Annotated in this window: 18 protein-coding genes; 4 read left to right on the forward strand and 14 right to left on the reverse strand. The window is 64.0% G+C overall.

The window, feature by feature from the left end; translation table 11 throughout:
* Positions 1 to 204: 204 nt before the first annotated feature.
* The 9 genes from PPA02S_RS17545 to exaC all read right to left on the reverse strand — a co-directional run bounded on the left by PPA02S_RS17545 (position 205) and on the right by exaC (position 9440).
* Complete coding sequence (locus tag PPA02S_RS17545; RefSeq protein ID WP_028633031.1) at positions 205 to 906, reverse strand: XRE family transcriptional regulator; 702 nt, start codon at positions 904 to 906, stop codon at positions 205 to 207.
* A 193-nt stretch (positions 907 to 1099) separates the two neighbouring features.
* The gene (gene ppa, locus PPA02S_RS17550) at positions 1100 to 1627 is read right to left on the reverse strand and encodes an inorganic diphosphatase (RefSeq protein ID WP_016484715.1); all 528 of its coding nucleotides are present in this window, start codon (positions 1625 to 1627) and stop codon (positions 1100 to 1102) included.
* Between the two features lie 93 nt (positions 1628 to 1720).
* Entirely contained in the window at positions 1721 to 2536 is an 816-nt protein-coding gene (locus PPA02S_RS17555; protein ID WP_028633030.1) for a M90 family metallopeptidase, read from the reverse strand.
* Positions 2537 to 2554: 18 nt separating this feature from the next.
* The gene (locus PPA02S_RS17560; RefSeq protein WP_028633029.1) at positions 2555 to 3202 is read right to left on the reverse strand and encodes a DedA family protein; all 648 of its coding nucleotides are present in this window, start codon (positions 3200 to 3202) and stop codon (positions 2555 to 2557) included.
* 188 nt (positions 3203 to 3390) lie between these two features.
* Positions 3391 to 3849 carry a GNAT family N-acetyltransferase gene (locus tag PPA02S_RS17565; protein WP_028633028.1) on the reverse strand — a complete coding sequence of 153 codons (459 nt, stop codon included), beginning with the start codon at positions 3847 to 3849 and terminating at the stop codon, positions 3391 to 3393.
* Positions 3850 to 3956: 107 nt separating this feature from the next.
* Positions 3957 to 4775 carry an ethanolamine ammonia-lyase subunit EutC gene (eutC, locus tag PPA02S_RS17570; RefSeq protein WP_028633027.1) on the reverse strand — a complete coding sequence of 273 codons (819 nt, stop codon included), beginning with the start codon at positions 4773 to 4775 and terminating at the stop codon, positions 3957 to 3959.
* 8 nt (positions 4776 to 4783) lie between these two features.
* Positions 4784 to 6178 (reverse strand): ethanolamine ammonia-lyase subunit EutB, encoded by a 1395-nt coding sequence (locus PPA02S_RS17575; RefSeq protein WP_028633026.1) that lies wholly within the window; start codon positions 6176 to 6178, stop codon positions 4784 to 4786.
* A gap of 46 nt (positions 6179 to 6224) precedes the next feature.
* On the reverse strand, positions 6225 to 7673 hold the full coding sequence (gene eat / locus PPA02S_RS17580; RefSeq protein ID WP_028633025.1) for an ethanolamine permease: 1449 nt from the start codon (positions 7671 to 7673) through the stop codon (positions 6225 to 6227).
* Positions 7674 to 7919: 246 nt separating this feature from the next.
* Positions 7920 to 9440 carry an acetaldehyde dehydrogenase ExaC gene (gene exaC, locus PPA02S_RS17585; RefSeq protein WP_028633024.1) on the reverse strand — a complete coding sequence of 507 codons (1521 nt, stop codon included), beginning with the start codon at positions 9438 to 9440 and terminating at the stop codon, positions 7920 to 7922.
* Positions 9441 to 9696: 256 nt separating this feature from the next.
* Between exaC and PPA02S_RS17590 the strand changes: the two genes are divergently transcribed.
* From PPA02S_RS17590 to PPA02S_RS17605, 4 genes are all read left to right on the forward strand, one after another.
* The gene (locus PPA02S_RS17590) at positions 9697 to 11613 is read left to right on the forward strand and encodes a sigma-54-dependent Fis family transcriptional regulator (protein ID WP_028633023.1); all 1917 of its coding nucleotides are present in this window, start codon (positions 9697 to 9699) and stop codon (positions 11611 to 11613) included.
* Between the two features lie 66 nt (positions 11614 to 11679).
* Positions 11680 to 13029 carry a UDP-N-acetylmuramate:L-alanyl-gamma-D-glutamyl-meso-diaminopimelate ligase gene (gene mpl / locus PPA02S_RS17595; RefSeq protein WP_028633022.1) on the forward strand — a complete coding sequence of 450 codons (1350 nt, stop codon included), beginning with the start codon at positions 11680 to 11682 and terminating at the stop codon, positions 13027 to 13029.
* Entirely contained in the window at positions 13026 to 13655 is a 630-nt protein-coding gene (ubiX, locus tag PPA02S_RS17600) for a flavin prenyltransferase UbiX (protein ID WP_028633021.1), read from the forward strand. Before mpl ends, ubiX begins: the two co-directional genes overlap by 4 nt.
* Complete coding sequence (locus PPA02S_RS17605) at positions 13652 to 13939, forward strand: YceK/YidQ family lipoprotein (protein ID WP_028633020.1); 288 nt, start codon at positions 13652 to 13654, stop codon at positions 13937 to 13939. Before ubiX ends, PPA02S_RS17605 begins: the two co-directional genes overlap by 4 nt.
* Before the next feature lie 3 nt (positions 13940 to 13942).
* On the opposite strand, the gene PPA02S_RS17610 is transcribed toward PPA02S_RS17605, so the two are convergent.
* The 5 genes from PPA02S_RS17610 to PPA02S_RS17630 form a co-directional block, all read right to left on the reverse strand.
* Positions 13943 to 14587 carry an oxidoreductase gene (locus tag PPA02S_RS17610; protein WP_028633019.1) on the reverse strand — a complete coding sequence of 215 codons (645 nt, stop codon included), beginning with the start codon at positions 14585 to 14587 and terminating at the stop codon, positions 13943 to 13945.
* Between the two features lie 27 nt (positions 14588 to 14614).
* Entirely contained in the window at positions 14615 to 16348 is a 1734-nt protein-coding gene (locus tag PPA02S_RS17615; protein WP_028633018.1) for a C13 family peptidase, read from the reverse strand.
* Between the two features lie 204 nt (positions 16349 to 16552).
* Entirely contained in the window at positions 16553 to 17659 is a 1107-nt protein-coding gene (locus PPA02S_RS17620; RefSeq protein ID WP_028633017.1) for an acetoin dehydrogenase dihydrolipoyllysine-residue acetyltransferase subunit, read from the reverse strand.
* Positions 17656 to 18678, reverse strand: a complete 1023-nt coding sequence (locus PPA02S_RS17625; protein WP_028633016.1) for an alpha-ketoacid dehydrogenase subunit beta — start codon at positions 18676 to 18678, stop codon at positions 17656 to 17658. The genes PPA02S_RS17620 and PPA02S_RS17625 overlap by 4 nt, the downstream gene beginning before the upstream one ends.
* Positions 18679 to 18711: 33 nt before the next feature.
* A complete protein-coding gene (locus tag PPA02S_RS17630; RefSeq protein WP_028633015.1) occupies positions 18712 to 19689 on the reverse strand; it encodes a thiamine pyrophosphate-dependent dehydrogenase E1 component subunit alpha in 978 nt (325 codons plus the stop codon).
* Between the last annotated feature and the right edge of the window lie 302 nt (positions 19690 to 19991).

The following is a 19991-nucleotide window of genomic DNA, read 5'->3' on the forward strand; positions in this document are numbered from 1 at the left end:
TTCTCGGGGACGCTTCCGGCTAATTTATGGTAAGCCGCAATCGCCTTAACAGGGTGGCCAGCAAAGGCCTGAAAAAGAAGGCAGATGCCCGTGTGGGGTATCGCCGAGCCCTCTGGGCCGCGGTTTGCACCGGGCGGGGCTGATGTGCGGCGTAGCATACAAGGCCCCAGCCAGTATGCACAGCAAAAAATGGCACAGGGTGTGTCACCGCGGGCGTTGCTGGCGGAAGAACGCCCAGTGGAACACCCAGCCCAGAATCTCCAGCCCCTGGGCATGGCGTTGGGCGGGCGTGTAGCGCTCAACCGCATAGTTGTGCCGGTCGTGGCTGTGCAGGTACAGGGTGCCGTTCTGGCCAAGGCTGAGGTTGTGCACGCGCAAGGCCCCATTGAGCATCAAGGCATAGGTTTCGCCCTCGACAATCTGCGTCATGCCCATGTCGATTGCCAACGTCGCCTGCAGTGGAATCAGCGGCGCCATGTTGCCCGTGGGCATGGCCACGCACAGGGTGTTGTCGGGGTGTACCCCCAGCCCCTTCAAGGCATTGGCGGGCAGGCGCAGGTGGCGGCCGGCTACCGGGCACAGCAGGCCACTGCGCAACTCATGGAAGGGCACACTCACCACCCGGCCGCGCTGCACCGACAACGGGATGGGCACCTGCGCAGGCGCAGGCCGCGGCGCGCAATTGCGCAAAATCGCATTGGGGTGCTTGATGCCCTCGCCGCTGCGCAGCCAGCGGCGGTGCACGCAGAACAGGTCGGCAAGTTCGTCCAGGCGCGCCAGTGGCACGCCGCGGTTGAACCAGTTGTTGACATGCTGTGGGGTCACGCCGCACTGGGCAGCGAAGTCGGAGGCTGTAAGCCCGCATTCATGAAGCAGGGCCCTGAGGCGGTCACCGGATGTGTTCATGGCGCGAGTGTAGCGGCGAGGTGCCAGCAAGGATATGAACAGCAGGTTGACAGGGCTTGTAAGAAATACGGTGGTTTGTAGGGCTAAGACGTAAGACGTTGTAGGACCTGTTACCGGCCTCATTACACAGCGCGTGACGCGTTCAGCCGCCATAAAAAAACCCCGCCAAAGCGGGGTTTTTCATACAACGGTATCAGCCCTTGTAGGCAGCGACCGATTTGGTGATCGCAGCGCGGGCGGCGTCTGCGCCATCCCAGCCTTCGATCTTGACCCACTTGCCTTTCTCGAGATCTTTGTAGTTGGCAAAGAAGTGCTCGATCTGCTGGATCAGCAGGGCTGGCAGGTCGGTGTATTCTTTCACGTCCACGTACAGCTGCGACAGCTTGTCGTGTGGAACAGCGATAACCTTGGCGTCACCGCCGCCATCGTCGGTCATGTTCAGCACGCCTACCGGGCGGGCACGGATGACCGAGCCTGGGGCTACCGGGTAAGGGGTGACCACCAGCACGTCCAGCGGGTCGCCGTCGTCAGCCAGGGTGTTGGGGATGAAACCGTAGTTGGCCGGGTAGAACATCGGGGTAGCCATGAAACGGTCGACAAACAGGGTATCGCTGTCCTTGTCGATTTCGTATTTGATCGGCGCGTGGTTGGCCGGGATCTCGATGGCGACGTAGATGTCGTTCGGCAGGTCTTTGCCCGCCGGAATCTTGCTGTAGCTCATTGGGCAGTGCCCCCGTGTTTGACCAAAAAAGTGGCGGCGATTATAGGCATATTCTGCCTGCGCATGCCACGCCTGGCCTGATGCCGCGGGGCGTCAGGCGGGGTGCTCACGGTACGCGGGGTGCTCCGCCTGCAATTGTTTGAGCCGGGCCAGCGGGTTCTGGCGGTAGAACAGCGACAGCTGGTGGTAGACCTGTGGGTAGGCCTGGTACAGCAGGTCGGGCCCGCTGAAGAAGTACTCGCTGGCCACTGCAAAGAATTCCGCGGGGTTTTCTGCCGCATAGGGGTCGATGGCGGTTTCGGCGTCGGGGTTGGCGTCCAGCTGCCGGTTGAGGTCGTCGTAGGCGTGTTGCATGGCGCTGGCCCAGTGCTCGATCGACATGTCGCTGTGCAGGGGCGGCAGGCCATTGGCGTCGCCGTTGAGCATGTCCAGCTTGTGCGCCAGCTCGTGGATGACCAGGTTGTAGGCTTCCCAGCCACCGCTGGCCAGTACCCCGCTCCAGGCCAGGATGATCGGGCCCTGCTGCCAGGCCTCGCCGCTGTGCTCGCCGTCCCAGGCATGCTCGATGCCGCTGGCATCACGGTGGCGCTGGGGGCTCTTGAAATCGTCGGGGTAGAGGATGATTTCGTGAAAGCCCTGGTACCAGTGCAGCTCGCCCAGGTGCAGCAACGGCAACTGGGCCTGGGCTGCCAATATCAGGCGCTGCTGGTCGTCCAGCTCGACCCCCGGCAGGCATGTCAGGTGCTTGTCCAGCAGGAACAGAATGCAGGCTTCGCGCAGCCAGTGGTCTTCTTCGTCGCTGATACCGTCGAGCATTGGCAGGCGCTCGCGCACGGCCTGCCATTGCTGGGGCGTGATGGGGTAGCGCGCCAGGGTGCGCTTGCGCCGCCAGGCGCTGAATGACCACATGGACGCAACGCCTGGCGGTCAGTGTGCCTTGGCCGTGCGGCCCAGGCGGGTGCGCAGCAGGCCCAGGATCATGGGTACCAGTGACAACACGATGATGCCCACCACCATCAGCGACAAGTGCTGCTTGATGAACGGCACGTTACCGAAGAAGTAACCCAGGGTGACCAGCCCACCTACCCACAGCAAGGTCCCGGCAATGCTGAACCCCAGGAAGCGGGGGTAGTGCATGTGAGCGATGCCGGCAACAAACGGGGCAAAGGTACGCAGGATTGGCAGGAAGCGCGCCATGGTCACGGTCTTGCCGCCGTGGCGTTCGTAGAAATCGTGGGTGCGCTGCAGGTAGTCGCGGCGGAAGATCTTCGAGTTGGGGTTGCTGAACAGACGCTCCCCGGCCGTTCGCCCGATGACGTAGTTGGTACTGTCGCCGAGGATAGCGGCGATCATCAGCAACCCGGCAAGCAGTACCGGGTCCATACCGCCCCCCGCGGCCACGGCGCCGGCGATGAACAGCAGCGAGTCACCCGGCAGGAACGGCATGACCACCAGGCCGGTTTCGCAGAAAATCACGGCAAACAGAATGGCGTAGATCCAGGGGCCGTAATTGGTGACCAGCAGGTCGAGGTACGCATCGAGATGCAGGATAAGGTCCAGCGGGTTGAAATCCATGTACAGCACCTGTGTTCTTGGTCGAAGGCTCGGTTAGCTGGGAGAGGGGAAACATTTCTCACATGACAAGTAGGCCATTATACGGCGAAGTCAGGATCATGCCCGGGGAGTTTGTAGCGGCGGGTTACGACGGAAGTCGTCCTCGGCTGGCCTTGTCGCGGGCATACCCGCGATAAGGCAACCGCAGGTCATTCCTGGCTGATGGGCAGAATGTAGTTGCGGAACTCGGTGTCCTCGCGAAACCCGATGGACTCGTAGGTCTTGTGCGCCACCTGGTTGTCGATGCTGGTGGAAACCCGCATGCGCACGGCGTTGGTCTGGCGCGCCATCTTCTTCGCTTCGCGCATCAGGTGGTCAGCCACCAGCATGCGCCGGGAGTCTTCGGCCACATAGATGTCGTTGAGAATCCACACCCGCTTCAACGACAGTGACGAGAAGCTAGGGTACAGCTGGCAGAAGCCCAGCAGTTTGCTGTTATCGTCATCGGGCAATGCCAGGTAGATCACCGACTCTTCACGCGTCAGGCGCTTGCGCAGAAAGCTGCGAGAGCTGTCGGGGTAGGGCAGTTGGCCGTAGAACTCCCGGTATTTGACGAACATCGGGGTTAGCAGGTCGAGGTGATCCAGGGTTGCCTTGATGATGCGCATGTGCGGCCCTCAGCGTCCATGTGGAAAACAGTGCAACGCCAGCAGCGTCCAAGGCCATGCTGCCCAATGCCCGGGGCAAGTGCAATCTGCCCTACGTGACAGCTTGGTTAATCTTTGCCCAGCAGAAAGTTGCCCTTCTGGCTGGCCAGGTCGTCGCTTTCCAGGCTATGCACCTCGGCTTCGTCTTTAAGGTTCACGCCCGACAACTGGCGCCGGCAGGCTTCGCGCATCAGGTACAGCAGGCGGTGCGCTGCCATGCCGTAACTCAGCCCCTCCAGGCGTACGTTGGAGATGCAGTTGCGGTAGGCGTCGGTCAGGCCTACCCGGGGGGCGTAGGTAAAGTACAGCCCCAGGCTGTCGGGTGAACTGAGCCCTGGGCGCTCACCGATCAGCATGACCGTCATGCGCGCGCCCAGCAATTCGCCCACTTCGTCGGCCACCGCTACCCGGCCTTGTTGCACCAGCACGACCGGCGCGCAGGCCCAGCCGTCGGCGCTGGCCTGCTCCTCGAAGCGGGCCAGAAACGGCAGGGTATGGCGATGTACGGCCAGGGCCGACAAACCGTCGGCCACCACGATCGCCAGGTCGACCCCGCCGGGGTTTTGCTGGGCGTACTGGCGCAGGGTTGCCGCCGACTCGTCGTTCAGCCGCCGCCCCAGGTCGGGCCGCTGCAGGTACTGGTGGCGGTCGCTTGCCGCGCTGTGCAGCAGCAGGCTGTGGCGGCCACGCTCGCTCAGCTGGGCCGCCAGGCCGTCAGCATCGAATGGCAGGTGCACCGCATCGCGGGCCTGGGCATGGGCATACTGGAAATCCAGTTGCGCGCCGGTGGGCAGGCTGGTGCCGGCACGGCCCAGGGCAATACGCGCCGGGGTGAGGTTGCGCAGGGCCAGCCAGGGGTTGTCGGCAGTAGGTGTGTGTTTGTTCATGGTCATCCCTATGCGAGCTGCGCCAATGCCTGGCGGAACGCCGGCGGCAGGTTGTCACCGAAACGCACCCGGCCGTCGGCCTGGGTGAAGATGCCGGTGCGGGCCAGCCACGCTTCGAACTCCGGCCCGGGTTTCAGGCCCAGGGTCTGGCGCGCGTACAGGGCGTCATGGAACGAGGTGGTCTGGTAGTTGAGCATGATGTCGTCGGAGCCGGGGATGCCCATGATGAAGTTGATCCCGGCCACCCCCAGCAGCGTCAGCAGGGTGTCCATGTCGTCCTGGTCGGCTTCGGCATGGTTGGTGTAGCAGATGTCACAACCCATGGGCACGCCCAGCAACTTGCCGCAGAAGTGGTCTTCGAGGCCGGCACGGATGATCTGCTTGCCGTTGTACAGGTACTCCGGGCCGATGAAGCCGACCACGGTATTGACCAGAAACGGCTTGAAGTGGCGGGCGACGGCGTAGGCGCGGGTTTCACAGGTTTGCTGGTCGACACCATGGTGGGCATTGGCCGACAGGGCACTGCCCTGGCCGGTTTCGAAGTACATCAGGTTCTGGCCGAGGGTGCCGCGCTGCAGCGACAGGCCGGCTTCGTAGCCTTCCTGCAACACGTTGAGGTTGATGCCGAACCCGGCATTGGCGGCCTCGGTACCGGCGATGGACTGAAACACCAGGTCCAGCGGTACGCCACGGTTGACCGCCTCGATCGAAGTGGTGACGTGGGTGAGTACGCAGGCCTGGGTAGGGATGTCGTAGCGCTGGATGATGGCGTCGAGCATCTCCAGCAGTGCGCAGATGGAGGCGATGCTGTCGGTGGCCGGGTTGATGCCGATCATGGCATCGCCATTGCCGTACAGCAGGCCGTCGAGAATGCTCGCGGCAATGCCTGCCGGTTCGTCGGTGGGGTGGTTGGGCTGCAGCCGCGTCGACAGCCGCCCACGCAGGCCCATGGTGCCGCGAAAGCGCGTGACCACGCGAATTTTCTGGGCTACCAGCACCAGGTCCTGCACGCGCATGATCTTCGACACGGCTGCGGCCATTTCCGGCGTCAGCCCAGGTGCCAGTGCCCGCAGGCTCGTCTCGTCGGCCTGCTCGCTGAGCAGCCAGTCCCGCAGGCCACCTACTGTCAGGTGGCTGACCGCAGCAAATGCCTGGGCATCATGGGTGTCGATGATCAGGCGGGTGACTTCGTCGTCCTCGTAGGGGACCAATGCCTCGCTCAAAAAGTGTGTCAGCGGGATGTTCGCCAGGGCCATCTGCGCGGCCACCCGCTCGCCATCGTTGCTGGCGGCGACGCCGGCCAGGTAGTCACCGGAACGCGCCGGGCTGGCCTTGGCCATCACCTCCTTGAGGCTGTCGAAGCGGTAGACCATCTGGCCGACCGTGTGCACGAAAGTTGCCATACAGGTTCTCCAGAGCCGCGGGCTGCCCCGCGGCAGGTGGCGATGATCAGTGCAGGGCCTGTTCGGCCTGCTGGATCGCGGCGAATTCCTCTTCCGGTGTGCCGGCTACCAGGTGGTGGCGGCTGTAGAAGGCAAAGTACGCGATCAGCACCGCATAGATCACGGCGGCGCCAATCACCACCCGCGGGTCTACCAGGAAGCCCGCGACCACCGCGATACAGGCCAGCACCAGGGCCAGCCCCGAGGTGAAGATGCCCCCCGGCGTGCGGTAGGGCCGCTCCATCTTCGGCCGACGGATCCGCAAGGTGATGTGCGCCGCCATCATCAGTACATAAGACAAGGTAGCGCCAAAAACCGCCACCAGGATCAGCAGATCACCTTGGCCGGTGAGCGACAAAGCAAAACCGATGATGCCAGGGATGACCAGGGCCATCACCGGCGCTTTGCTCTTGTTGGTTTCCGACAGCTTGCGCGGCAGGTAACCAGCCCGGGACAGGGCGAAGATCTGCCGGGAATAGGCGTAGATGATCGAGAAGAAGCTGGCGATCAGGCCGGCCAGGCCCACCAGGTTTACAAAGCTGCCCATCCAGGTGGAACCACCATAGGCCTTGGCCAGGGCCTCGACCAGCGGGTTGCCGGAGGCCTTAAGGGCTTCGGAGCCCGCGCCACCTGGGCCTACCACCAGAATCAGCAAGGCAAAGGCAACCAGCACCAGCATGGCGCCGATCAGCCCGCGCGGCAGGTCGCGCTTGGGGTTTTTGGTTTCTTCAGCGGCCAGCGGCACGCCCTCCACTGCAAGGAAGAACCAGATGGCATAGGGGATGGCCGCCCATACGCCCACGTAGCCGAACGGCAGGAAGCTGCTGGCGCCTGCGGCGTCGGTAACGGCGATGTCGAACAGGTTGGCTGCATCAAAATGGGGCACCATGGCCACCAGGAACACGGCCAGTGCAATGGCCGCGACGGCAGTGATGGCAAACATCAGCTTCAACGCCTCGCCCACGCCGAAGATGTGGATGGCGATGAACACCACGTAGAACACCAGGTAGATCAGCCAACCGCCGATGCCGAACAGCGACTGGCAATAGGCGCCGATGAACGTGGCGATGGCGGCGGGGGCAATGGCGTACTCGATCAGGATCGCCGTACCGGTCAGAAACCCGCCCCAGGGGCCGAATGCGCTGCGGGCAAAGCCGTAGCCGCCGCCGGCTGTAGGGATCATGGACGACAGCTCAGCCAGGGAGAAACACATGCACAGGTACATGGTGGCCATCAGCAAGGTGGCCAGGAACATGCCGCCCCAGCCACCTTGGGCCAGGCCGAAGTTCCAGCCGGCATAGTCGCCGGAAATCACGTACGCCACACCCAGGCCGACCAGCAAAACCCAGCCTGCGGCGCCCTTTTTCAGTTCACGTTGCTGGAAATAGTCGGAGCCGACCTTTTCGAAATCGACGGAAGAGCCTGCCGGCGAGCCGGCGGAATGATCGCTTGGCATAATTTCACCTTTCAAAAAAAAGCGGCAAGCGGCAAGCCATAAGCTGCAAGACAAAGCGAACTGCGCCTGGCTCGCCATCTTCTTTAGCTTGGAGCTCGCTGTTTGAATTTATGTGGTTGTTATCAGTGGCGAGCGTTGAGCCACGAAGATCACTAGCAAACTTCTAGCCACAAGCGAGCAACAGGGGCAGCCATGATGCGGTCCGCCCCTCTTGCCGCTTGTAACTTGCAGCTTGCAGCTGCCCTTTTAGAAGAAGCCCAGCGGGTTGATGTCGTAGCTCACCAGCAGGTTTTTGGTTTGCTGGTAGTGGTCGAGCATCATCTTGTGCGTTTCACGGCCAACACCCGACTTCTTGTAGCCGCCGAACGCCGCGTGGGCCGGGTACAGGTGGTAGCAGTTGGTCCAGACACGGCCAGCCTTGATCCCGCGGCCCATGCGGTAGGCGCGGTTGATGTCGCGGGTCCACACCCCGGCACCCAGGCCAAACTCGGTGTCGTTGGCAATCGCCAGGGCCTCGGCCTCATCCTTGAACGTGGTCACGCTGACCACCGGCCCGAAGATTTCCTCCTGGAACACGCGCATCTTGTTGTTGCCTTTGAGCAACGTCGGCTGGATGTAGTAACCGGTGGCCAGCGAGCCCTCCAGTTTTTCCACCTTGCCGCCGGTCAACAGCTCGGCGCCTTCCTTCTGGGCGATGTCGAGGTACGACAGGATCTTCTCGAACTGCTGCTGGGAGGCCTGTGCGCCGACCATGGTGTCGGTGTCCAGTGGGTCGCCGCGCTTGATCTGCAGCACCTTCTTCATTACCACTTCCATGAACTGCGGGTAGATCGACTCCTGCACCAGTGCCCGCGACGGGCAGGTGCACACCTCGCCCTGGTTGAAGAACGCCAGCACCATGCCTTCGGCGGCCTTGTCGATGAAGCTCGGCTCGGCTTGCATGATGTCTTCGAAATAGACGTTCGGCGACTTGCCGCCCAGTTCGACGGTGGAAGGGATGATGTTTTCGGCCGCGCATTTCATGATGTGCGAGCCCACCGGGGTAGAGCCGGTGAAGGCAATCTTGGCGATGCGCTTGCTGGTGGCCAGCGCCTCGCCGGCCTCGCGGCCAAAGCCTTGCACCACGTTGAGCACGCCCTTGGGCAGCAGGTCGCCGATCAGCTCGACCAGTACGGTGATGCCCAGCGGCGTTTGTTCAGCAGGCTTGAGCACTACGCAGTTGCCGGCCGCCAGTGCCGGGGCCAGCTTCCACGCGGCCATCAGAATCGGGAAGTTCCAGGGAATGATCTGACCGACCACGCCCAGTGGCTCGTGAATGTGATAGGCAACGGTGTTTTCGTTGATCTCGGCAGCGCCGCCTTCCTGGGCGCGTATGCAGCCGGCGAAGTAGCGGAAGTGGTCCACTGCCAGCGGGATGTCGGCGTTCAGGGTTTCGCGGATTGGCTTGCCGTTGTCCCAGGTTTCGGTAATGGCCAGCACTTCGAGGTTCTGCTCGATGCGGTCGGCGATTTTCAGCAGCACGTTGGAGCGGTCCTGCACCGAGGTGCGGCCCCAGGCATCGGCGGCCGCGTGTGCAGCGTCCAGGGCTTTGTCGATGTCTTCGGCAGTGGAACGCGGGAAGTCGGCAATCGGCTGGCCGTCCACCGGGGACGTGGTGGTGAAGTACTCACCCTTTACCGGAGGAACGAACTCACCACCGATGTAGTTGCCGTAGCGGCTCTTGAAGGAAACCTTCGCGCCTTCGGTACCGGGATGTGCGTAACGCATGGTGTGTCTCCTGGCTATTGTGTTTGTGTGGAGTTACCAAGCGTAGAGCAAAGCGCGGGCCACTGTGCCTTCGCTCAATAAAATCAAAGGTTTGTGCCAGTTTTCGGTTGTTGCAGCCTGGCCCTTGTACCGCTGGCGGTACGGTTGGGCATGACACTGTGTACCGTTTACGGCACAACGTTGGGCCGCTGCATTGCAAACCCCTGCGCGGTGGAGGATGCTGGGGCGATGCACTCATCTGCGGAGCACAACAACAATGCAGAGCAACCCGTTCACCCGCCACGCCCGGCAAGTGCACACGGTGGCCCACGGCGGCGCCAGCGAGGGTGGCGGCGACCCGTCCATCGCTCGCTCCTGGCTGCGTTGCCTGGAGGACTATCACCTCGACCCGGCACTGATCGAGGCTCCGGTGGTGCTGGAGCATGGCCGCCTGCAGGAGAGCCGCGAGCGCCTGCGCCAGGTACTGCAAATTGCCGAGCACGAGATGAACAGCCTGCACCAGCAGCTCTCGGGTGCCGGCCACGCGGTGCTGCTCACCGACGCACGCGGGGTGATCCTCAACTGCGTCACCGCGCCTGCCGAGCGGCGCAGTTTCGAGCGCGCCGGGCTGTGGCTGGGCGCCGACTGGAGCGAAGCCCGCGAGGGCACCAACGGCATCGGTACCTGCCTGGTCGAGCGCCAGGCGCTCACCATTCACCAGCATGAACATTTCCGTGGGCGGCACACCGGGCTGACCTGCTCTGCGAGCCCCGTGTTCGACCCCCACGGCCAGTTGCTGGCGGTGCTCGACGTGTCGTCAGCGCGGCCCGATGTTTCGCGCCAAAGCGAATTCCACACCATGGCCATGGTCACCCTGTCGGCCAAGATGATCGAGAGTTGCTATTTCCTGCGCCAGTTCGAGCAGTACTGGCTGCTGCGTTTTCATGTCCAGGCCGAATCGGTCGGGCTGTTCAGCGAAGGGCTGCTGGCGGTGGAGGGGGATGGGCGCATCTGCGCTGCCAACCAGAGCGCGCTCAACCTGCTGGGGCGCGTGCGCGGGGGCGTAGTCGGCCAGTCACTGGAAGACTTTTTCACCTGCCGCCACGACGAGGTATTCAGCCGAGCCACCCCGGGCGGCAGTGCGGTGTGGCCGCTGCACACCGTCGATGGCCGGTTGGTGTTTGCCAGCCTGCGTGGTCAGGCGCCCGCGCCGGTGTGGTCGGTGCCTGCGGCTCAGCCGCTGCCGGTGCCCGAGGTGCAGCCGCAGGTGTGCCTGCTGGACCCTGCGTTGCAGAACCACTTCCGCCGTAGCGTGCGGGTGTTCGAGCGCAATGTGCCGTTGCTGCTGCGCGGGGAGACCGGTTGCGGCAAAGAGGCCTTTGCCCTCGCCGTGCACCAGGCCAGCGGGCGACGCGACAAACCGTTCGTGGCCATCAACTGCGCGTCCATCCCCGAGAGCCTGATCGAAAGCGAGCTGTTTGGTTACCGCGGCGGCAGTTTCACCGGCGCACGCAAGGAAGGCATGCGCGGCAAGCTGCTGCAGGCCGATGGCGGCACCTTGTTGCTGGACGAGATTGGCGACATGCCGCTGGACCTGCAGACGCGCCTGCTGCGGGTGCTGGAGGAACGCCAGGTGGTGCCGATTGGCGGCGAGCCCCAGGCGGTGGACGTGCGGATCATCAGCGCCACCCACCGTGACTTGCTGCAACGTGTGGAGCAGGGCACCTTCCGCGAAGACCTCTACTACCGCCTCAATGGCCTGGAGGTAGCACTGCCTGCGGTACGCGAGCGCAGCGACAAGGCCCAGTTGCTGGACTTCTTGTTCCGCGAGGAGGCCAAAGGCCAGTTGATCGACATCGCACCCTGCGCGCGCCAGGCGCTGCTGGCTTTCGCCTGGCCCGGCAACGTGCGGCAGATGCGTAACGTGTTGCGCACCCTGGTAGCGCTGTGCGAGCACACCCACATCGCTTTTGCCGACCTCCCAGACATCATCCGCGAGGGCTCGCCCTTGCGTGCAGGTGCTGGCTTGCCCGCGTCAGGGCCCGACGCCCTGAAAGATGCCGAATGCCAAACACTCCTGGCCGCCCTGCAAGCAAAACACTGGCACCTCACCCGGGTTGCCGAGTACTTGGGCATCAGCCGCAACACCCTGTACCGGAAACTGCGCAAGCACGACCTGAACCGACCAGCCTGAGCGAAACAGCTGGTGCGATTTATCGCGCCCTGGGCTACCCTGCCTCGATGTTTTGCGAGGTCGACCATGCATATTCACATTCTCGGTATTTGCGGCACCTTCATGGGCTCGCTGGCGGTGCTGGCCAAGGAACTTGGCCACCGCGTCACGGGCTCCGACGCCAATGTCTATCCGCCCATGAGCACCCAGCTTGAAGCCCAGGGCATCGAGCTGACCCAGGGCTACGACCCTGCGCAACTCGACCCGGCGCCAGACCTTGTGGTCATCGGCAACGCCATGTCCCGCGGCAACCCGGCAGTGGAGTACGTGCTGAACAAGGGCCTGCCTTATGTGTCTGGCCCGCAGTGGCTGGCCGACCATGTGCTGCAGGGGCGCTGGGTACTGGCGGTAGCCGGTACCCACGGCAAGACCACCACCAGCAGCATGCTGGCCTGGGTGCTGGAACACGCTGGCATGAGCCCGGGTTTCCTGATTGGCGGTGTGCCGCAGAATTTTTCGGTGTCGGCCCGCCTGGGCGCGACGCCCTTCTTCGTGGTAGAGGCTGACGAATACGACAGTGCTTTCTTCGATAAACGCTCCAAGTTCGTGCATTACCACCCACGCACCGCCATCCTGAACAACCTGGAATTCGACCACGCAGATATCTTCCCGGACCTGGCGGCCATCGAGCGGCAGTTCCATCATCTGGTGCGGACCATCCCCAGCGAAGGCCTGGTGATTCACCCCACCTCCGAACAGGCGCTGGAGCGGGTGATTGGCATGGGTTGCTGGACGCCGGTACAGACCACGGGCGATGGCGGGCAGTGGCAGGCGCGCCTTCTCAGCCCGGACGGCTCGCGCTTCGAGGTGCTGTTCGAAGGCCAGGTGCAGGGCGTGGTGGACTGGGCCCTGACTGGCCAGCACAACGTGGCCAATGCCCTGGCTACCCTGGCGGCAGCACGCCATGTGGGCGTGGTGGCCGCCATGGGTATCGAAGGCCTCAGCGCATTCAAGAGCGTTAAACGGCGCATGGAAAAGGTCGCTGAAGTCCAGGGTGTAACCCTCTACGACGACTTCGCCCATCACCCTACCGCCATCGCCACCACCCTGGACGGCCTGCGCAAGCGCGTAGGCGAGGCGCCGATCATTGCGGTGATCGAGCCACGCTCCAATTCCATGAAGCTGGGGGCGCACCGCGACGGCCTGCCCGAAAGCGTCAATGATGCCGACCAGGTCATCTGGTACGCGCCTGCCAACCTGGGCTGGGACCTGGCGGGCACTGCCGCACAGTGCACGGTACCGAGCACGGTGGCGGATAGCCTCGAGGCGATCATCGAGCAGATCAAGGGCCAGGCCCGCCCAGGCACCCACGTGGTGATCATGAGTAACGGCGGCTTTGGCGGCCTGCACGGCAAGCTGGCAGAGGCCCTGAAGTGAGCGGGCCGCAGCGCATCACCCTGGCCATGACGGGGGCCTCGGGCGCCCAGTATGGCCTGCGCCTGCTCGACTGCCTGGTGCGCGAGGACCGCGAGGTGCACTTTCTGATCTCCAAGGCCGCACAACTGGTGATGGCCACCGAGACCGACGTGCTGCTGCCGGCCAAGCCTCAGGCCATGCAGGCGTTCCTTACCGAGTACACCGGTGCCGCCGCCGGGCAGGTGCGGGTGTACGGCAAGGAAGACTGGATGTCGCCGGTTGCGTCGGGCTCCGGCGCGCCCGCTGCCATGGTGGTAGTGCCCTGTTCGACGGGCACGTTGTCCGCCATTGCCACTGGCGCCTGCAACAACCTGATCGAGCGGGCTGCCGATGTGACCCTCAAGGAGCGTCGCCAGCTGATCCTGGTGCCGCGCGAAGCGCCGTTCTCCACCATTCACTTGGAGAACATGCTCAAGCTCTCCCAGATGGGCGCGGTGATTTTGCCTGCCGCGCCCGGGTTCTATCACCAGCCGCAGACCATCGATGACCTGGTGGATTTTGTGGTGGCGCGCATTCTCAACCTGCTGGACATCCCGCAGGACATGCTGCCGCGCTGGGGTGAGCATCACCTTGGGGTGGATGATTGAAGCGAGCATTGGCCTGCCTGATGGCAGTGGCTGCGCTGGGCGGCTGCGCCACGGTGCGTACACTGGATGCGAATGTACCTGGGGCCCCGGTGGTGTATGCCGGGGCCCGGCTGGACTGGTACGTGATCAATGGCGGCTGCTGCCCGCTGGATCGGTTTGGTGCTGAGGCGCCCTATTTTGCAAAGGCTGACCTTGTGCCCAGCATGCTCCTCGATACCCTGCTGCTGCCACTGTCCCTGCTGACCGCAGCGGGTATCGAGTACAGGGCCTCGGGCGGCCTTTGACGGCTACGGCCTGCCCAGCTTTCGCAGCTCGTCCGATTCGACGATGCGTACCCCGTCCTGTTCTTCCAGCGCCAGGCGCCACAGGGCCCTGGCCAAGGTGCAGGCCTCGATACCCCGGTATTTGCCCGGTATCAGCTTGGAAAACGGCGCTGCGAGTTTTTCTGTAAGGCGCGGGTGGCTGCGCTCGCCCAGTAGCAACGAGGGGCGCACGATGGTGAGCTGTGGCCAGTCCTGGGCCTTCAATGCTTGCTCCATCTCACCCTTGACCCGGTTGTAGAAAATCGAGGATTTCGGGTCTGCGCCCAGCGCGCTGATCACCAACAGGTGACGGGCGCCCATTTCCCGCGCCCGCTTGCTGAAGGCCACTACCATGTCCAGGTCCACTGCCCTGAAAGCAGACTCGGAGCCCGCCTGTTTCAGCGTGGTGCCCAGGCAGCAATAGGCAATGTCGACACGCCCACCCAGCTGTGGCAAGAACACCGCCGGGTCGCCGACGGGGTTCTCCAGGTGAGGATGTTCGGCCAGTGGCCGCCGGGTCGGTGCCAGCACCCGGGTGATGGTCGGCTCGTTGAGCAGGCGGTCGAGCAGGTGTTCACCGGTCAGGCCGGTCGCTCCGGCAAGCAGGACATGCTGAGGCGTCAAGTACATGATGTCTCTCCCTTGTTACACCCAAGCTTAGTGGTTGCGCGGCGTTTTTGCCTGGGCCCCCACCTTGGCATGCGTGGCATTGCGCAAGGCTTCTTCGGCTTGCTGGCTGCGCAGCCGCTGCCAGTGTTCCAGCACCTTGGGCGGCGCCCACAACTGCGGTTCAGACGCCTCGAAGCCTTCCCTTCGTTCCCGTTCGGCAACACTGTCACGCGCCAGTTCAAACGCCTGTTTCAGGTCGTCGGTCTGGTTCAGTGCCTGGGCGAACAGGGCATCGCCAAAGTAGGTGAAGTCGGCTTCTTCCGAGCAGCCGAACGACACCCGGTCAGCCCGCGCTGCGGTCATGATCACGGTGCGCTCGTCCTTCAGGCCGGCGATGTAGCCACCGGAATAGCAGGCAGAGATGACGATGACCTTGTCCCGGTCCTTGAGCGGTGCCAGGGCGCTGGCCAGCTCGTCGGCAGACAGGTCCGCCAGCTGCAGCCGTGGCTGGTCCAGCACCAGCTGGTGATCCTCGCTGCCGTGGCTGGTGAGGTAGATGAACAGCAGGTCTTGCGGGCCGCTGCGTTCTGCCAGTGCCTGGGCCGCGCGGGTAATGCTCTGGCGGGTGGCCATGGGGCGTGTGGCCATGAAGTCGCGGTGATTGACCAGGGTGACCTGGCCACGGGCACCGAAGCGTACCTTCAGCAGGTTGCTGACGTAGTCGGCCTCACGCAGGAACACGCTCTGCTGCCCATCCCCGGCCACCACCAGGCTGTACAGCTGGATGGGCGCCAGCGAGCGCGGCACTGCCGCCAGCGCTTCGTCCAGCAGCCGGCCCTGGTTGAGCAGGGCGAGGTCGAGAGGGTCGGGCAGCAGCTTGCCGTGCTGGTCGCGCACGCGCACGCCGTTGGCCCAGACCCCGCTTTGCACCTGGCCGTTGGCCAGGGTCAGGCGCCCTTGGCCGTGGTAGGCATCGTTGAGCAGGTTACCCACGTACTGGCTGCCATCGGCCAGTTTCAGGCTGCCGTGGCCAGACATGCGCCAGTCGACGAAAGCGCCTTTGTAATGGCTGCCATCGCTGCCGAGCATTTCGCCTTCGCCCACCAGCGCGCCGTCCTTGAACTGGCCGATCCACACATCACCGTCGGCATTTTCATAGCGGCCCCGGCCTTCCAGGCGGTTGTCCTTGAATTCACCGATGTACTGCTCGCCGTCGACGCTGTCGTAAGTACCGGTGCCTTGCAATTGGCCGTCCACGAAGCGCCCGCTGAACTGGTTGCCGCTGGCGTCGCTGCGTACCCCGGCGCCGTTGGGTTTGCCTTTGGCGAACAGGCCCTGGTAGCGGCTGCCGTCGGCCAGCTCCAGCTGGCCGGCACCTTCGTACTGGTCGTCCTTGAACTGGCCACGGTAGGTCTGGTCGGCCTGCTTGAGGGTGCCTTCACCGTCACGGCGGCCGTGGCGGAAGGTGCCGGCGTAATGGCTGCCGGGGGTGATCAGGTCGCCCAGGCCTTCGAACAGGCCATCCTTGAACTGGCCACGGTACACCTCACCGTTCTGGCCATGCCATTCACCCTGGCCGTGCCACTGGCCATTCTTGAAGGTACCGGCGTACCAGCTGCCGTTGGGGTAGTCGATGCGCCCTTCGCCCTGCAGAAGGCCATCGACCACCTGGCCTCGGTAGCGGCCGCCATCGGGCAGGCGCGCATCTGGCGGCAACAGGGATTCGCCATCGCCACAAGCGGTAAGCAGCAGAAGCAAGGTAAAAGGCAGCAGTGGACGCATGGCGATGACCGGGCAATAAGTTTGCCGAGTATGACGCAGATTGGGTGAGCGACGGTAGGAGGGAGGGAGGGCTTGAAGGTGCCCGCTCTGATGATTTTTCCGCCTGTGAACCCGAGCGCCGCCCGCTCCTACACTGGAATAATTGCCCACAAAAATGTAGGAGCGAGCGCAGCTCGCGATGGGCTGCGTAGCAGCCCCGGTCCTTCAGGCGCTGCGCAAAAACGCCAGCATGCTGCGATTCACCGCTTCGGCAGCTTCCATCTGCACCATGTGACCAGCCTCAGGCACCAGCAGCACTTCAACATCGAGGCCTTCGGCATGGCTGGCCGGGATGATCGCGTCCTTGCCGCCCCAGATCACCAGCGCCGGCTGCTGGGCAAGTACATGGCGTAGGTCGTGGCGCTGGGTATCGCCCTCGGCAAGGCCCGAAGCCAGCTGGCGCAAGGCACCGTCCACGCCCTCCAGCCGCTTGAACTTGAGCATGTCCTCCAGCATCTGCCGGGTCACCAGCGCCGGGTCGGCGAACAGCTGGACCATGTGCGGTTTCAGGGCATTGCGGTTGGCGGCAGCCACGAAGCCTTGCAGGTACTGCCCATTGATATGCTCGCCCAGGCCCACGCTGGCGATCAGGCTCAGGCTTGCCACCCGCTGCGGGGCCATGCGCGCAATGTTCAGGCACACTGCGCCGCCCATCGAGTGGCCAGCCAGGTGAGCCTTGGTGATGCCCAGGTGGTCAAGCAAGGCCAACACGGTTTCGGCCAGCTCACCCAGGTCGCCGCGTTGCAGAGCCTTGGCCGACTCGCCGTGGCCTGGCAGGTCGAGTGCGATCACCCGGCGCTCGGCGGCCAGGGCGGGGTGGTTGAACAACCAGTTGTTGAGGTCGCCGCCAAAGCCGTGCACCAGCACCAGCGGCGTACCCCCTTCGCCCAGCTCGAACCAGCGCAGCAGTTGCCCGGCCACCTCGGCCTTTTGCGGGGCGGGCCCCTGGGCTTGGTCGGCGTTGCCCTCTGCGACGAACTCGGCCTGGAACCGCTGTACCACGGCCTCGATTGCGGCCTCGTCAGCCTCGCCTTCGACCACCACCGCCAGCAGCGCCCCCACCGGCAGGGTTTCATCGGGTTTGGCCACCACGCGGCGCAGCACCCCGCTGAAAGGCGCCTCGACGCTGCTGCTGATCTTGTCGGTCTCCACGTCCAGCACTTCATCGCCCTTGCTGATCGGGTCACCTTCCTGCTTGAGCCAGGTGTCCACCCGGCCTTCGGTCATCGACAGGCCCCACTTGGGCATGGTCAGGGTATGGATCTGGCTCATGCGGCGCTCCTTTTCGCGTCGATCACCTTGCGTACGGCGGCCTCGACCTTGGCTGCGTCAGGGATGTACAGGTCTTCCAGCGCATCGGAGAACGGCACGGGAGTATGCGGTGCGGTCACCATCTCGATCGGTCCCTTGAGTGCGGCAAACGCCTTTTGTGCAACGAGCGCGCTGATGTCGGTGGCCACGGAACAACGTGGGTTGGCTTCATCGATGACGACCAGGCGCCCGGTTTTTTCTACGCTTTCCAGAATGCTGTCCTCATCAAGCGGGCTGGTGGTGCGCAGGTCCAGTACCTCGCAGTCGATCCCCTGGCGGGCAAGGTTGTTGGCAGCTTCCAGTGCCACATGGACCATGCGGCCGTAGGTCACCAGGGTCACATCGTCACCGTCGCGCAGGTAGTTGGCCTCGCCGAACGGTACGCTGTACACCTCTTCCGGCACCTCGCCCTGCAGGCTGTACAGCAGTTTGTGCTCGCAGAAGATCACCGGATCGTTATCGCGAATGGCCTGGATCAACAGGCCTTTCGCGTCGTAGGGCGAAGACGGGCACACCACCTTCAGCCCAGGAATGTGCGTCCACAGCGAGGTGAGCATTTGCGAGTGCTGGGCAGCGGCACGCAGCCCGGCACCGTACATGGTGCGCATCACCAGCGGGGTGACCGCCTTGCCACCGAACATGTAGCGAAACTTCGCGGCCTGGTTGAGTATCTGGTCCAGGCAGCAGCCGGCGAAGTCGACGAACATCAGCTCGCAGACCGGGCGCAGGCCCTGGGTCGCGGCGCCCACCGCCGCCCCCACATAGCCAAGCTCGGACAACGGCGCGTCCAGCACCCGCCCGGGGAACTGGTGGTACAGGCCTTTGGTAACCCCCAGTACGCCGCCCCAGGCGTCATCCTCGCCCGGCGCGCCGGCGCCGCCGGCGACGTCTTCGCCGATGATGAAAACGCTCTCGTCGCGGCGCATTTCCTGGGCCAGGGCTTCGTTGATGGCTTGCTGGTAGCTGATCTTTCTTGCCATGGTGATTCTCCTGTCGTTCTTGTTATGGGCAGCTCAGGGGTAGGCGACGTAGACGTCGGTCAGCAGGTCGGCAGGTTGCGGTTTGGGGTCGGCCTTGGCGCGCTGCACGGCGTCCTCGATCAGGTCTTCGATGCGCGCATCGATAGCGTCAAGTTGTGCGACGCTCAGCCAGCCCGCCCGCGTGGTCTTGTCGCGAAATTGCATCAGGCAGTCGCGGGTCTCGCGCAGGTTCTTTACCTCGTCGGGCGCACGGTAGGTTTGTGCGTCGCCTTCGAAGTGGCCGTAGTAGCGGGTGAGCTTCACCTCGACCAGCGAGGGGCCCTGACCAATGCGGGCGCGTTCGACGGCGGCGCCGGCAGCTTCGTGCACGGCAAAGAAGTCGAAGCCATCAATGGTCACCCCTGGCATGCCGAAGCCTGCGGCGCGGTCGGCGATGTGCTTGCAGGCCACCGACCAGTTCGAGGCGGTGGCTTCGGCATAGCCGTTGTTCTCGGCCACGAAAATGCAGGGCAGCTTCATGATCGCCGCCATGTTCATGGCCTCGAACACTGCACCCTCGTTGGAGCCGCCGTCGCCAAAGAACACCACCGCCACATCGTCACGGCCCTTGAGCCTAGCCGCCAGCGCGGCGCCGGCCACAAGCGGCGCGCCTGCGCCGACAATGCCGTTGGCCCCGAGCATGCCTTTGCCCAGGTCGGCGATGTGCATCGAGCCGCCCTTGCCGCCGCACACACCGGTCTTCTTGCCGTAGATCTCGGCCATCATGCCGTACACATCCACGCCCTTGGCGATGCAGTGGCCATGGCCACGGTGGTTGGAGGCGATGCAGTCGCTGTCGCGCAAGTGCGCCATGACGCCGGCGGCCGAGGCTTCCTCGCCGGCATAAAGGTGGACAAAGCCGGGTATCTCGCCGGTGGCGAATTCGACATGCAGGCGTTCTTCGAACGCGCGGATGGTGCGCATCACCTCGTAGGCATGCAGCAGTTGTTCGGTGCTCAGTTGATTGGACATGTTGTTGTTCTCCGGGGTGTCTCAACGGTTCACAGCGTGCAGGCCCATCGCACGTGCTTGCCTGGGCTGGAGCAAGGCCGGTGCCAGCTTTGTGCAGGCTGCCGGAAAGGCCCGTTGCAGAGCGGCCCTGCATGTATTTCGTGATCAGCCTCGCCAGGCAGGCTGAGACGCCCGGTGCCGGCGCGCGGCTGCGGCCGGTGAGACGTTGAGACGCTGCGTCTCACGCCTGCCGATAATCACCCCGTGCTTGTCGGGGCATGCCAGCGGGCGCTTAATGGCCGCACAACCATAAAAAGCTGTAA

Source organism: Pseudomonas parafulva NBRC 16636 = DSM 17004 (assembly GCF_000730645.1).
Classification (GTDB): Bacteria; Pseudomonadota; Gammaproteobacteria; order Pseudomonadales; family Pseudomonadaceae; genus Aquipseudomonas; species Aquipseudomonas parafulva.

Bases quoted from the DNA above. Each gene is read 5' to 3' on its own strand.
- eat (WP_028633025.1), bottom strand. From the start codon at position 7,673: ATGCCAAGCGATCATTCCGCCGGCTCGCCGGCAGGCTCTTCCGTCGAT.
- ppa (WP_016484715.1), bottom strand. From the start codon at position 1,627: ATGAGCTACAGCAAGATTCCGGCGGGCAAAGACCTGCCGAACGACATC.
- PPA02S_RS17620 (WP_028633017.1), bottom strand. From the start codon at position 17,659: ATGAGCCAGATCCATACCCTGACCATGCCCAAGTGGGGCCTGTCGATG.
- PPA02S_RS17565 (WP_028633028.1), bottom strand. From the start codon at position 3,849: ATGCGCATCATCAAGGCAACCCTGGATCACCTCGACCTGCTAACCCCG.
- PPA02S_RS17555 (WP_028633030.1), bottom strand. From the start codon at position 2,536: ATGTGGTCATTCAGCGCCTGGCGGCGCAAGCGCACCCTGGCGCGCTAC.
- mpl (WP_028633022.1), top strand. From the start codon at position 11,680: ATGCATATTCACATTCTCGGTATTTGCGGCACCTTCATGGGCTCGCTG.
- PPA02S_RS17630 (WP_028633015.1), bottom strand. From the start codon at position 19,689: ATGTCCAATCAACTGAGCACCGAACAACTGCTGCATGCCTACGAGGTG.
- PPA02S_RS17560 (WP_028633029.1), bottom strand. From the start codon at position 3,202: ATGGATTTCAACCCGCTGGACCTTATCCTGCATCTCGATGCGTACCTC.
- PPA02S_RS17545 (WP_028633031.1), bottom strand. From the start codon at position 906: ATGAACACATCCGGTGACCGCCTCAGGGCCCTGCTTCATGAATGCGGG.
- PPA02S_RS17590 (WP_028633023.1), top strand. From the start codon at position 9,697: ATGCAGAGCAACCCGTTCACCCGCCACGCCCGGCAAGTGCACACGGTG.
- PPA02S_RS17610 (WP_028633019.1), bottom strand. From the start codon at position 14,587: ATGTACTTGACGCCTCAGCATGTCCTGCTTGCCGGAGCGACCGGCCTG.
- PPA02S_RS17615 (WP_028633018.1), bottom strand. From the start codon at position 16,348: ATGCGTCCACTGCTGCCTTTTACCTTGCTTCTGCTGCTTACCGCTTGT.
- PPA02S_RS17575 (WP_028633026.1), bottom strand. From the start codon at position 6,178: ATGGCAACTTTCGTGCACACGGTCGGCCAGATGGTCTACCGCTTCGAC.
- PPA02S_RS17625 (WP_028633016.1), bottom strand. From the start codon at position 18,678: ATGGCAAGAAAGATCAGCTACCAGCAAGCCATCAACGAAGCCCTGGCC.
- eutC (WP_028633027.1), bottom strand. From the start codon at position 4,775: ATGAACAAACACACACCTACTGCCGACAACCCCTGGCTGGCCCTGCGC.
- exaC (WP_028633024.1), bottom strand. From the start codon at position 9,440: ATGCGTTACGCACATCCCGGTACCGAAGGCGCGAAGGTTTCCTTCAAG.